The 12,324-nt window shown below is 51.3% G+C and carries 12 protein-coding genes; 6 read left to right on the plus strand and 6 right to left on the minus strand.

From position 1 onward, the window contains the following. Positions 1 to 101: 101 nt before the first annotated feature. The gene (gene htpG / locus BLW33_RS12260) at positions 102 to 2,033 is read right to left on the minus strand and encodes a molecular chaperone HtpG (RefSeq protein ID WP_090309319.1); all 1,932 of its coding nucleotides are present in this window, start codon (positions 2,031 to 2,033) and stop codon (positions 102 to 104) included. Between the two features lie 391 nt (positions 2,034 to 2,424). On the opposite strand from htpG, the gene BLW33_RS12265 reads away from it, so the two are divergent. From BLW33_RS12265 to BLW33_RS12285, 5 genes are all read left to right on the plus strand, one after another. Then, positions 2,425 to 3,177, plus strand: coding sequence for a zinc ribbon domain-containing protein (locus BLW33_RS12265; RefSeq protein ID WP_090309322.1), 753 nt, complete (start codon positions 2,425 to 2,427; stop codon positions 3,175 to 3,177). 97 nt (positions 3,178 to 3,274) lie between these two features. Next, a complete protein-coding gene (locus tag BLW33_RS12270) occupies positions 3,275 to 4,243 on the plus strand; it encodes an L-lactate dehydrogenase (RefSeq protein WP_090309325.1) in 969 nt (322 codons plus the stop codon). Positions 4,244 to 4,540: 297 nt separating this feature from the next. After that, the gene (locus BLW33_RS12275; RefSeq protein ID WP_090309327.1) at positions 4,541 to 5,149 is read left to right on the plus strand and encodes an anthranilate synthase component II; all 609 of its coding nucleotides are present in this window, start codon (positions 4,541 to 4,543) and stop codon (positions 5,147 to 5,149) included. Further along, on the plus strand, positions 5,130 to 6,506 hold the full coding sequence (gene pabB, locus BLW33_RS12280; RefSeq protein WP_090309330.1) for an aminodeoxychorismate synthase component I: 1,377 nt from the start codon (positions 5,130 to 5,132) through the stop codon (positions 6,504 to 6,506). Before BLW33_RS12275 ends, pabB begins: the two co-directional genes overlap by 20 nt. Continuing rightward, positions 6,487 to 7,224 (plus strand): aminotransferase class IV, encoded by a 738-nt coding sequence (locus BLW33_RS12285; RefSeq protein ID WP_176966726.1) that lies wholly within the window; start codon positions 6,487 to 6,489, stop codon positions 7,222 to 7,224. The genes pabB and BLW33_RS12285 overlap by 20 nt, the downstream gene beginning before the upstream one ends. On the opposite strand, the gene abc-f is transcribed toward BLW33_RS12285, so the two are convergent. From abc-f to BLW33_RS12300, 3 genes are all read right to left on the minus strand, one after another. Continuing rightward, positions 7,221 to 8,711: a ribosomal protection-like ABC-F family protein gene (gene abc-f / locus BLW33_RS12290; RefSeq protein WP_090309334.1), complete on the minus strand. Its 1,491-nt coding sequence runs from the start codon at positions 8,709 to 8,711 to the stop codon at positions 7,221 to 7,223. The genes BLW33_RS12285 and abc-f overlap by 4 nt on opposite strands. 373 nt (positions 8,712 to 9,084) lie before the next feature. Continuing rightward, on the minus strand, positions 9,085 to 9,414 hold the full coding sequence (locus BLW33_RS12295) for a type II toxin-antitoxin system RelE/ParE family toxin (protein WP_090309336.1): 330 nt from the start codon (positions 9,412 to 9,414) through the stop codon (positions 9,085 to 9,087). Further along, on the minus strand, positions 9,411 to 9,716 hold the full coding sequence (locus tag BLW33_RS12300) for a type II toxin-antitoxin system RelB/DinJ family antitoxin (protein WP_090309339.1): 306 nt from the start codon (positions 9,714 to 9,716) through the stop codon (positions 9,411 to 9,413). Before BLW33_RS12300 ends, BLW33_RS12295 begins: the two co-directional genes overlap by 4 nt. 296 nt (positions 9,717 to 10,012) lie before the next feature. Here BLW33_RS12300 and BLW33_RS12305 point away from each other — a divergent pair, with 296 nt between their 5' ends. After that, complete coding sequence (locus tag BLW33_RS12305; RefSeq protein ID WP_176966727.1) at positions 10,013 to 10,819, plus strand: Cof-type HAD-IIB family hydrolase; 807 nt, start codon at positions 10,013 to 10,015, stop codon at positions 10,817 to 10,819. 32 nt (positions 10,820 to 10,851) lie between these two features. On the opposite strand, the gene BLW33_RS12310 is transcribed toward BLW33_RS12305, so the two are convergent. Further along, the gene (locus tag BLW33_RS12310) at positions 10,852 to 11,619 is read right to left on the minus strand and encodes a formate/nitrite transporter family protein (protein ID WP_090309344.1); all 768 of its coding nucleotides are present in this window, start codon (positions 11,617 to 11,619) and stop codon (positions 10,852 to 10,854) included. Between the two features lie 10 nt (positions 11,620 to 11,629). Then, complete coding sequence (cynS, locus tag BLW33_RS12315) at positions 11,630 to 12,112, minus strand: cyanase (RefSeq protein WP_242911673.1); 483 nt, start codon at positions 12,110 to 12,112, stop codon at positions 11,630 to 11,632. Positions 12,113 to 12,324: the final 212 nt, after the last annotated feature.

Below are 12,324 nucleotides of genomic sequence, written 5' to 3' on the forward strand. Positions count from 1 at the left end.
TGCGGACCATCGGGTACCGGGGCCTATTCGCTCTCGCTCATAGGATAGGCCCCTATGTCTTTGCTTCACGCTTCGCGTTTTGCAAAGCCAACCGCGATGGCCTATACCATCAATTCACAGATGAGGTTGGAGAAGGCCACGGGGTCTTCGATGGCCATACCTTCAATTAAGAGGGCCTGGTCGTAGAGGAGCTCGGCATATTTTTTCAGCCGGGCATCGTCCTTGGCTTCGGCGGCTTTTTTCAGGCCGGCAAAGACGGCGTGGTCCCCGTTGATTTCCAGGACCTTTTGGGCCTTCATCATCATATCCGGGGTCTGGCCCATGGCTTTGGCCTGTTCGGCCAGAACCTTTTCCATTTCCAGGGAAAGGCCTTCGCCGGTGGCGAAGCACACGGGGTGGCTTTTCAGGCGAGTGGAGAGTTTGACCTCAGCCACCTTATCCCCCAGGGCTTCCTTCACGGCGGTTAAAATATCCTTGGATTCTTCGTTCTTTTCTTCCGCTGCTTTCTTTTCTTCTTCGGTGAGCTCGATGCCTAAATCGTCATCGGCCACGGATTTAAATTCCTTTTCGTCGTAGCTCTGGAGGACCTTGAGGGCGAATTCGTCCACTTCTTCGGTGCACAGCAACACTTCGTAGCCCTTGTCCATGAGCATTTCAATCTGGGGCATCTTTTTGATTTTATCCACGGATTCCCCGGTGGCGTAGTAGATGTACTTCTGATCTTCCTTCATCCGTTCCACGTATTCCTTGAAGGTGGTGGGTTTTTCTTCGGTGGAGCTGGCGAAGAGGACCAGATCCTGGAGCTTGTCCTTATTGGTGCCGAAGTTATCGTACATCCCAAATTTCAGTCGGAGGCCAAAGTTTTTGAAGAAGGCTTCATAGGCTTCCCGATCCTTGAGCATCCATTCCTTTAATTCGGAAATGATTTTCTTTTCCAGACGCTGGGCGATGGCCTTGAGTTGGCGGTCCTGCTGGAGCATTTCCCGGGAAATATTGAGGGAGAGGTCCTGGGAATCCACGAGACCCCGGACAAAGCCAAAGTAATCTGGGAGCAGATCCTCACACTTGTCCATGATGAGGACCCCGGAGGAGTAGAGCTGCAGTCCCCGTTTAAAGTCCTTGGCGTAGAAATTATAAGGCACCTGGGAGGGGATGAAGAGCAGGGCGTTGTAGGATAACAATCCTTCCACGTTGGTGGAGATGATTTTAGCCGGATCGGCGTAGTCGTAGAACTTATCCTTATAGAATTGGTTGTACTCGTCGTCCTCTACCTCAGAGCGGCTGCGCTTCCAGATGGGCACCATGGAGTTAATGGTTTCATCCTCATAGTACACATCGTACTGGGGTTCGTAATCTTCTTTTTCCTTTTCTTCATCAGTGGCTTCGATAAGGCTTCGCTTTTCCACATTCATCACGATGGGGTAGCGGATGTAGTCGGAGTAGCGCTTGATGAGTTCCTTTAGCCGCCATTCATCCAGATACTCGGAGTATTTCTCGTCCTCAGTATCGTCCATGAGCTCTAAGGTGATTTCAGTACCGACCCCATCCTTGTCACATTCGGTGATGGTGTAGCCATCGGCCCCTTCAGATTCCCAGAGATAAGCCTGATCGCTGCCGTCCGCCTTGGTGCGTACAGTAATTTTTTTAGACACCATAAAGGCCGAGTAGAAACCTACCCCAAACTGCCCGATGATGTCCATGACATCGGTGCCGTCCTGTTCGGCGTTTTCGGTTTTAAAGTCCAAGGAACCACTCTGGGCGATAACGCCCAAATTGTTTTCCAGTTCCTCTTCGGTCATCCCGATCCCATTATCGGAGATGGTGAGGGTGCGGGCATCCTTATCAGCGGCCACACGGATCTGGTAGTCGCTGCGGCTTAAGCCCGACTCCCCGGTTTTAAAATAACGCTTGTCGATGGCATCGCTGGCGTTGCTGATGATTTCCCGGAGGAAGATTTCCTTGTTGGTGTAAATGGAATGGATCATGAGGTCCAGGAGCCGCTTGGATTCAGCCTGGAATTGTTTCTTTGCCATATGTTTCACTCACTTTCTTTATATTATTCTCAATTTTAATCAAAATTATTAGCACTCTTTATCATTGAGTGCTAAAGCTATTGTAAGGCATTTTGAGTGAAAAATCAATATTTTTCCATCATTCTTAACATGAATTTCAGATTTATTTCAGAAATTTCGTTATTCACTTTAAATAAAACCCACTTCAATTCCAATGGATTTAAGGAAAATTTGTACTCAAAGGGTCTATAATAACAAAAATGCCTCTTTGATGAAATGAAATCATCATCATTGATCGTCATAGACAAGACAAGAGATGAAGACCCCATGTTTGAGCGATAGGAAGGGAGGGGTACAGGACTCAATTTTTCGATGGCTGTCTTTGTTTTCCAAGATATGGAGGTTGATTACCATGTTAAAATCCTTTACCCGTAATTATCAGGATGACTCGACGGATGCAGGCTTTCAATTCACCTTTTATTGTGATGTCTGTGGCGATGGCTACAAAAGCACCTTTATTGAATCGAAAACCTATAAGCAGGGCCAGGGGCTTCGGGGAATTTCCAAGGGATTGGATGTCTTTGGCCAATTTGTAGGTGGTCGGCTGGGTAATGTGGGCTATTCCTTAGAACGGGGGGCCAGCATGCTGTCTGAACGCTTTGATGGCATGTCCCCGGACTGGCAGCGGGAGCATGAGGAGGCATTCTTCGCCGCCCAGGAAGAGGCCCAGGCCCATTTCCACCGCTGTCAGGGCTGTAACCACTACGTCTGCGATACCTGCTTTAATGAGGAGGCTGGTCTGTGCACCGACTGTGCCCCACGTCAGGATGTGTATGTGGCCCAGGCCCGGGCGGATGCCATGCGTCGCAATATTGACGAGGCCGGCTCTGAAGCCACGGTGTGGACGGGCACCATCGAGGAAAAGGCCACCATCTGCCCCGCCTGTGGCAAGCCCGCAGGCAGCGGTAAATTCTGCAGCCATTGTGGGGCATCCATGGCCCTTCCCAAATGTCAAAACTGCGGTGCGCCGGTATCGAGTACCCTGAAATTCTGTCTGGAATGCGGAGCGAAGCTGGCTGGTGGAGCCCCTGGCCTCTGCCCCCAATGTGGTACCCAAAACGATCCCGGCACTAAATTTTGTGGGGAATGCGGGAATAAACTATAATGGTACTTTAAGAGCTCCTTAAGGGGGCTCTTTTTTATGAATTCCTTAAGTTCTATCTTATATAGTGGATAAAAACGAAAGGTTGGTTATCCTAACAATGAATCGAAAAGAATACCCCATTAACCCCTTAAAAATCGCCATCATTGGCTGTGGCATGGTGGGCTCCTCCTCAGCCTTTGCCCTGATGCAAAGCGGCCTGTTCTCCGAGATGGTCCTCATCGATGCCAATCGGGACCGGGCCGAGGGTGAGGCCATGGATTTAAGCCATGGGCTACCCTTCGCCCGCCCCATGAATATTTACGCCGGGGATTATGATGATATCGTCAATGCGGCCATCATCGTGGTGACCGCCGGTGCCGCCCAGAAACCCGGGGAGACCCGCCTGGATCTGGTCCGGAAAAACGTCGCTATTTTCAAATCCATCATTCCTGAAATTGCCAGTCGGCAGTGCGAGGGAATCCTCCTCATCGTATCGAATCCGGTGGACATCCTGACCTATACAGCCATCCGTCTGTCGGGCTTTCCAGAAAATCGGGTGATTGGATCGGGGACCGTCCTGGATTCCGGTCGGTTTAAGTATCTCCTGGGCCAGCATCTCAGTGTGGACAGCCGGAATATCCACGCCTTTATCATTGGCGAGCACGGGGATTCGGAGCTGGCGGTATGGTCCGGAGCCAGCGTCTCCGGGGTTCCCATCCACGATTTCTGTGAAATGCGGGGACACATGGACCACGACGGTGCCATGGAACGGCTGTATCAGGACGTAAAGGACAGCGCCTACGCCATTATCAAACGCAAGGGAGCCACCTATTACGGGGTGGCCATGGCGGTCCGCCGAATCTGCGAATCCATCGTCCGGGATGAAAAGTCCGTTCTTCCCATCTCCAGCATGGTCCACCATAAATATGGAATTGATGATATTGTGCTGAGCTTACCCGCCATTGTAGGCTCCGAGGGGGTGGAGGCCATCGTCCCCACACCCTTATCCCCAGAGGAAATCCAAAAGCTCCAGGCCTCAGCCAATACCCTCAAGGCCGTGGCAGAGGAAGTCTTTACTGATGCATAAAGCCACAGCCCTTTTTCTTGACAGGTGAAGACACCTTTGTTATAGTGATAAAAAAGAATCGAACACAACGGTGTGCCTGAATTTAGAATACTGCCGAAGACAAAGCTTATTTGTTTTTGGCAGTATTTTTTTTTCGCGTAAGCTAACAGAAGTATGAAGGTGTGGTTAATAAGGGGCGTTAAAAGCTTGCTTTTATAAGAGTCTTGTTAGCCATACCTTCACACGGCGCAGCCGTGAACGAGTGCAGGTGCAAAGCACCGGAACGAGTTATACTTATTTCTAAGAAACGGAGCAAAAATGTACCTACTAATTGATAACTACGATTCCTTCGTTTATAATTTAGCGGCTTATTTAAGGGAGGAGGGCGCCAATGTCCAGGTTACTCGGTGCGATGCCCTCCGCCGAGCCGCAATCGAGACCCTTTACCAAGGGCATCAGCTGGAGGGGATCATCATCTCCCCGGGGCCGAAGCGCCCAGAGGAAAACCATATTGTCCGGGATATCCTTCGGGACTACGAGGGCCGGGTTCCCATCCTTGGGGTCTGCCTGGGCCATCAGATGATCGCCCATCACTACGGTGCGGCCATTGAAAAGGGGGAGCGGCCCATGCACGGGAAGGTGACTCAAATCACCCATACGGGGTCCCCCTTGTTTAAGAAGATCCCCCAAACATTCCAGGTGACCCGTTACCACTCCCTGGTGGTGGCCCCGGAGACCCTTCCCGGGGACCTTCGCATCGATGGGGTAGATGCCCAGGGCACCATTATGGCCATTGGGCATCGGAAGCATCCCATTTACGGCGTGCAGTTTCATCCCGAAGCCGTCATGACGGAATTTGGCCATCAGCTCGTCCGAAATTTTATGACCATTTGTCAAGGAGAACAGAATGACGACCCACGTTCGTAAATTGGAACTTAAAAAAACACCTGAGGAAATTTATACCATCTGCAAGGATTATGCCATGTGCAGCATCCTGGATTCCTCCCTGGTGGGGGACAATGGCCGATATTCACTGGTCGGCCTTCACCCCTACCTGATTTTAAAGGAGGAGGACGGCATTACCTACGAAAACGGAAGAGCCATCGACATCCCCTTTGAAGAACGGTTAAACGCCATCTTAGAAGAAAACCGAAGCGATAATCTTTCGGTATTGCCCATGATTGCCGGCGGCATTGGCTACTTTAGCTACGATTTTGGGTGTAAATTTGAAAAAATCTCCCTATCCCACCCCAAGGAGGTGCGAATTCCAGAGGCCCTTTTCTGCTTCTATGACGACTATCTGATCCTCGATCGCCTAAAAAAGGAAGTTTATCTGGCCAGCTCCAAAGGGCTGCCCACATGGGAGCATAATATAAAAACCTTGCTGGAAAAACTGAGCCACCCCCCTAAACCCCAGGGTGCGGTCCACCGGGGTGCGGCCCAGCAATCTTTTAATTTTTCCAGGGAAGATTACGAAAAAACCGTAAAAAAAATGATTGACCATATCGTGGAGGGGGATATCTATATCGCCAATCTCACCCAGCAAATGCAGGTGCACTGTGAGATGGATGCCTTTGAGTTGTTTTTAAGGATGCGAAAAACCAATCCCTCACCCTTTGGGGCCTACCTCCATTACGGTGATTTTGAGATTGTCAGTGCTTCCCCGGAACGCTTTCTTTTAATTAAGGATGGCATGATCGAAACCAAGCCTATTAAGGGAACCCGTCCCCGAGGGAAAAACACTGCAGAGGATCGGCAGCTGCGGGAGGAATTGGAGCAATCCGGCAAGGACCATAGCGAGCTTTTGATGATCGTCGATTTGGAGCGAAACGACCTGAACCGAATCTGTGAAGCCGGGTCTGTTAAGGTTGTGGACCCCTTTGCCATCCACTCCTTTGCCACCGTCCATCATCTGGTGACCACGGTTATTGGGAAAATTAAAAAGGAATGCTCTTTTGACCAAATTTTAAGGGCTGTTTTCCCCGGGGGCTCCATCACCGGGGCACCCAAAATCGAATCCATGAAGATCATCGATCAGCTGGAGCACAGCCGGCGGGGGCTTTACACCGGTTCCATCGGTTATCTCTCCTTCGATGGCAGCTGCGACCTGAATATCGTCATCCGAACTGCAGTCATTCAGAATCAAAAACACCATATTGGAATTGGGGGCGGCATCACTTGTGAATCAGACCCAGCCGCAGAATATGCGGAAACCCTCCAAAAGGCCAAGGCGTTTTCAGATATTTATTGGGGGAGGGACTACTGTGCATCCATTAACGCCTGATTCAGGCTTCCAATTTGGTTTAGGGGTATTTGAAACCATCGCCGTTGAAGGGGGACAGGCGCTTTTTTTAGACTCACATCTGGATCGTCTGGAATCCGGGCTTGGGGCACTGGCCCTCTCCAATCCCCGCTACCACCGTGAAGCAGTCCGCGCCCAACTGGTGGCACTCGCCAGGGGGCAGCAGCACATCGCCATAAAAATCCTAGTGACGGCTGAAAATATGTGGGTGCAGAAACGGGATAACCCCTACACTGAGGCACTCTATGAAAAAGGGGCTCACATCACCATGAGCCCCGTACTGCGCAATGAAACTTCACCCCTGACCTACATCAAATCCTGTAATTATGGGGACCTCTATCTGGAAAAGCAGCGGACCAAGGCCCTGGGCTACGATGAGGTCATCTTTACCAATACCAGGGGAGAGGTGACCGAGGGTGCCGTGTCCAACCTCTTCGGGATCAAGCAGGGCCAGATTATCACTCCCCCGGTTTCCTGTGGTCTGCTCAATGGGGTGCTGCGTCAGTTTTTAATGGAAAAGTTCCCCATTCGGGAGGAAATCATCACCCCGGAAACCCTGACCCATTGTGATGAAGTCTTCCTGACGAATTCCCTCATGGGGGTACTTCCTGTGCGTGGGTATCGGGATCGGGTTTATGCCATGGCGCAGGGGGCCGCGATTCGGGAGGCCTATTGTCGCCAGATAGCATCAAAAGATTAATGTGGCTTTCTCAACACAATTTCCCGGGTGGCCACGGCCTCACAAAAGGCCTGATCGTGCTCGACGAAGAGGATCGTCCCTTGGGACTGCAAAAGCAGTGCCTCCACCTGTTCCCGGGACTGGACATCCATATCGTTCAGGGGTTCATCCCAAAGGTAAAGGTGGGCGGATTCACAAAGGCTTCGGGCCAGCATCACCTTTTTCTTCTGCCCCGGGCTCATGGCCTCTAACACCCCATCAAAGTGCTCCCGCTCAAAGCCCATCTTCCGCAGAATGGCCTTAAAGCGGCTTTCCTCGATCCCATAGCTTTCTGCATAATCCTTGAGATTTCCCACCACCTCCCGGGCATCCTGGCACACCCGGGAAATGCCCAGGCCGCTGCCTACCAGGCATTCCCCTGCGTGGGGAACCGGCCCGCCACAAATACATTTAAGCAGGCTGGATTTCCCGGAGCCGTTACATCCCCGGAGGGCGATGCGATCACCCCGGGACAGGGTGAAGGATAGAGGGGCAAACAGCGCCCCCTCCCCGTAGTCGATGGTAAAGCCTTCCACCGTGACCATATTATTCTTACAGTAGGGAAGGGGGGTGAGCTTCAGTTCCCCCAGGTTTTCAATATTCTGAAGCAGGGCCGACTTCTCCGCCACAGCGTCCTGTCGTCGGGAGTCGATGGCCTTGGCCCGCTTCATCATCTTCGCAGACACGGCCCCAATGTGCCCCCGATCCGGACGCAGCCCTGCCACCCGGGTGCCCTTCTTGGTTTTTTCAACCTGATCCGACCAATTCTCCCTTTGCCTAGCCGCGGCCTTCAGCCGTTTGATTTCCTTTTTCAGGTTGGCATTTTGATGCTCCTCTGACCGATCCTGGCGTTCCTTTTCCTCCCGCCAACAGGTGTAATTTCCCTTCTGCAGGGTAATCCCCCGCCGGTTGATGGCCAGGATATGATCGGTGCAGCCGTCTAAAAAATGGCGGTCATGGGACACCACGATAAACCCGCGTTTCCCCTTAAGGTAGCGGCTAACGGCAGCCCGTCCCCCTTCATCCAGATGGTTTGTTGGCTCATCGATGAGTAAAAAGCGATGGGCTTTGAGGAATAAAGCCGCCAGCAAAACCTTGGTGGACTCCCCTCCAGAAAGCAAGTGGTATGGGCGCTCTAAAACTGCCTCATCCACCTCCAGCAGGGAAAGCTCCCGCTCCACCTCCCAATCCATGGCTTCCGGGGCGATGCCTGCCACCACCTCCCGGGTAGGCTTTCCGGGGTCCGCCACCGGGTAGGGAAAATAATCAAAATCGACGGTGGCTGTGATGCTGCCGGTATAGGGGAATTCCCCACAAAGCAATTTTAGCAGGGTCGTTTTTCCCCGGCCATTGCGTCCAATGAGTCCCAGCTTCCACCGCGTATCCAGTACCAGATCCACCTTGTCAAAAATAATCTCATGGCTTCCTTCGTAGGTAAAGCCTAATTTAGAAATCGCAATCTGCGACATACGTTCTGTCCTCCTTTGAAAGGTTCCCCTTCAAAAAAGAGAGGGAGCCGCAGGAAAATCCCACAGCTCCGATACATCGCAATTAATCCCAAAACACCCACTTCCCCTAAGATTTCGGAGGGGGGCTTGGTTAATGAGGCAGACGGATGGAAGGGCATTTTTCCTGCACAAGGCACAACAAAGCGAGGGGATTCCCCCTTACGATTTGATGTTGCCTGTCCTTAGCAAGAAAAAGTGCGCATTCCGTCGTCCTCCTGTTTTTTTAATGGGTTTATTGTAGCACAGAAATCCAGGGTATTGCAAGGTTCCCCATCGCTGGAAATAAATGCAGTGTTTAAAAAAAGCACCTGGCTTTCGACAGATGCTTCCCCCATTAAAATTCAATTATTTCATTCAGTTGCTCTCGGATATTACGTCCGCCATACATAATACGAACAATATTGATAACTTCTTCTGCTTCCTTCGGTAGATAAAAAATCAAATAATTGTTCACAGGAATGAAGTGAAGCCCCATGCTGTGAAAAGGTTCAGCCTCATACAGGCGATGACGCATCGGCATATCCTGCAAGGTTCGAATTCCCTGCATGATCCGTCGCGCCTGATTTGCTGCCGTATCCGGAGCGCAGAACTCCGTGGCAATATATTCATAAAGGCTTCTCAAATCCTGTCGTGCCTGAGCCGAATAGTTGATTTTCCAACTCATACACCGAAATCCCTATCCATTTCCTCTTCAATACGCTCTGCTGAATACACCCTGCCAGCATCTATATCAGACAGTCCTTTATTGATTTCAGCTGCAAACTGCTCTTTGGTAAGTGCGCCAAAGACAGTAGGAGCATTTCCAGGCAGCTTCATTTCAAATGGAATGCCGCGCTGCAGCACGACCTGTCTTAAAAACATACCAACAGCATTAGACATCGGAATTCCAAGCTGGTCAAGAACTTCCTCTGCCTGTTCTTTGATACTCGGTTCAACACGAGTAAAAATACTAGCGGTTCGTGCCATACAATCACATCCTTTCACGGATAGTATAGCACAAAAAGATTGCTATACGCAAGCGATATGAAATCATTCATGCGTATTTCGCAATTTAGACAAAAAGCATGGCTTCCCAGGTCAGATATGAATATTTTAAGGCGATTAAACTCGATTGAGGGGTATTTTTTCTTATGCTATACTACTAATAATAATCCTACACTCCCAATGGTTAATTGATGCACACCGAAACACCCTGCACATCCCTCATAAAAACATCGTGTTTCATCCTATCATTTTTAGAATTGAGAAACGGAGACAAAAACATGAACTACCAACTCATCGCCCTGGACTTAGACGGCACCCTCAACAACGACGAACGGCAGATCACCCCCATCACAAAACAGGTACTACTCCGGGCCCAGCAAAAGGGCATTCGGGTGGCCCTGGCCTCGGCCCGCCCTGCCCCGGGGCTTTCCCGGGAGCGGGAGGTGCTGGAGCTTGACCGCTACCACGGCATTCTTATCTCCTACAACGGTGCCCGGATTGTGGATGCCGCCGACAACAGCCTGCTGTACAGCCGGAACATGGCCCCCGATGCCGTCACTGCCATGCTCACCCATCTAAAGGATTTCCCAGTGGCGGTGATGGTGGATGACGGCAAATCCTACTACGTCACCGACCCCGAGGCCTACAAGGTGGAGTTTGAACGCTCCAATATCGGCATTCCCTTCACTGTAGTGGCGGATATGGCTGAGGCGGTCACCTTCCCGGTGCCCAAGGTGCTGGTGGTGGCCCCGGGGAAAATCCTGGACCAGTATACCCCGGAGATCGCCGCGCCCTTTTCACAGACCTTCGATTTCTTCCGGGTGGGGGATTTCTATCTGGAAATCGCCATTAAGGGCTTCTCCAAGGCCACGGGCTTAGCGGAGCTCTGTCGTCAGCTGAACATCCCCCGGGAGGCCGTCATCGCCTTTGGAGATTCCGCCAACGATGCGGCCATGCTGTCCTACGCCGGCATGGGTGTAGCCATGGCCAACGGCGAAGCGGCGGTCAAAAAAACAGCCGATGCCATCACCCGTTATACCAATAACGAGGACGGCGTCGGCCGGATGCTCATGGAGGTATTATAAAGGACGGATGATGATGGTGTCATCCATCCCTTTTATTCTGCTTTCTTCTTACCAATGGCCAGGTAGGGAAGGGCGACGAAGAGAATACCGCCGATCATATTCCCAAGGGTGACCAGAAGGACGTTGTAAAACCAACCGCCGATGGTGATGGCCGCATCTCCGGGAGCCAGGAGGCCAACGGTGAGCAGGGTCATATTGGCGATGCTATGCTCGAAGCCGGTGGTGATAAAGGCCAGGAGGCACCAGAAAATCATAATGAGCTTACCGCTTTCGGATTTACAGCGGAAGCCGCACCACACCGCCAGGCACACCAGCATATTACACAGGATGCCCCGACAGATGAGGGCCAGGGGAGACAGGGCCATTTTAGTGGCTGCTGCCGACGCCATAAAAGCAGCCGTATCCCCGGTGGCCAGTCCGCAGCCCACAAAGATAAAGGCCAGCAGAATCGAACCGACGATATTCCCCAGGTAACACACGACCCATACCTTAAAGGTTTGGGCACCGGTCACCGTCTTTTTCAGGGTCCCGATGGTCATCACCAGATTATTCCCTGTGAATAATTCTGCTCCCGCAATGACCACCAGGCTCAGGGCGATGCCGAAGCAGCAGCCCATCATCAGCTTACCGCCAACGGCTCCGGTAAACAAGGAGCCCACCGAAAAGGCGAGGAGCACCCCAAAGCCAATGTACATCCCCGCCAGAACTGAGGCGATAAAATAACCGGTGGGGTTGCTCTTCAGCAGCCCCGCCTTTGCTGCCGCCCCTTTGGCGGCCATTTCTAATTCTTCATTAAACATGATGGGCCGCCTACCAGGGGTACTGGCCCATTTTGCTGTATTTGAGCAGCTTACCATTCCAGGTGATAACCACACGATCCCCGTGTTCGTCAGGGACCACGTCCACATCAATGGAAAAATCGATGGCACTCATGATGCCGTTGCCGCCCTTTTCGTGGATGAGCTCCTTAATGGCCGGGCCGTAGGTATCCAGTACCTCGTGGAGGCGATAGAGGATGGGGTCGGTATTCCCCTTATAGGGATGGTTACTAAGGAATAGCGTCTGATCAGCGGAGACTCCCAGAATCGCTGCTAATTTCTCACAGTATTCCTCGGGCACCCATTGCTGACCCTTGATGGCGCTGGTCAGCCACACTTTATTGACCTCTAATGCCTTTGCCAGGCCTTCGTAAGTATATTCTGAAGCCTTCACAAGGGCTTCCAGCTCCGCTAATTCTTCTGCAAACTGGACTCTGTCTAAATACTCTGAATTGGACATTGGTGTCATCGACATATCGGTATTCCTCCTAAATTTTAATCCATGCTGCTAAAAATCACAGGTTAAGGCCTTTCACACTGCGCAGATGTGAAAGGGTGATGATGAAATTGAAGTATACTCAAAAAAGAAAGACAAAGACGTCTTGCTGTGACGTCTTTGTCTTGTAAAATACTTTAGCATCATTTTTTTACATTGTCAATATGTTTTTTATTTCTTTACACAATCAT

The organism is Eubacterium aggregans, assembly GCF_900107815.1.
Taxonomy (GTDB): Bacteria; Bacillota; Clostridia; order Eubacteriales; family Eubacteriaceae; genus Eubacterium_O; species Eubacterium_O aggregans.

Excerpts from the sequence above, each read along its gene's own strand:
- htpG (WP_090309319.1), bottom strand. The coding sequence starts at position 2,033 with ATGGCAAAGAAACAATTCCAGGCTGAATCCAAGCGGCTCCTGGACCTC.
- BLW33_RS12265 (WP_090309322.1), top strand. The coding sequence starts at position 2,425 with ATGTTAAAATCCTTTACCCGTAATTATCAGGATGACTCGACGGATGCA.
- BLW33_RS12270 (WP_090309325.1), top strand. The coding sequence starts at position 3,275 with ATGAATCGAAAAGAATACCCCATTAACCCCTTAAAAATCGCCATCATT.
- BLW33_RS12275 (WP_090309327.1), top strand. The coding sequence starts at position 4,541 with ATGTACCTACTAATTGATAACTACGATTCCTTCGTTTATAATTTAGCG.
- pabB (WP_090309330.1), top strand. The coding sequence starts at position 5,130 with ATGACGACCCACGTTCGTAAATTGGAACTTAAAAAAACACCTGAGGAA.
- abc-f (WP_090309334.1), bottom strand. The coding sequence starts at position 8,711 with ATGTCGCAGATTGCGATTTCTAAATTAGGCTTTACCTACGAAGGAAGC.
- BLW33_RS12295 (WP_090309336.1), bottom strand. The coding sequence starts at position 9,414 with ATGAGTTGGAAAATCAACTATTCGGCTCAGGCACGACAGGATTTGAGA.
- BLW33_RS12300 (WP_090309339.1), bottom strand. The coding sequence starts at position 9,716 with ATGGCACGAACCGCTAGTATTTTTACTCGTGTTGAACCGAGTATCAAA.
- BLW33_RS12305 (WP_176966727.1), top strand. The coding sequence starts at position 10,013 with ATGAACTACCAACTCATCGCCCTGGACTTAGACGGCACCCTCAACAAC.
- BLW33_RS12310 (WP_090309344.1), bottom strand. The coding sequence starts at position 11,619 with ATGTTTAATGAAGAATTAGAAATGGCCGCCAAAGGGGCGGCAGCAAAG.
- cynS (WP_242911673.1), bottom strand. The coding sequence starts at position 12,112 with ATGTCGATGACACCAATGTCCAATTCAGAGTATTTAGACAGAGTCCAG.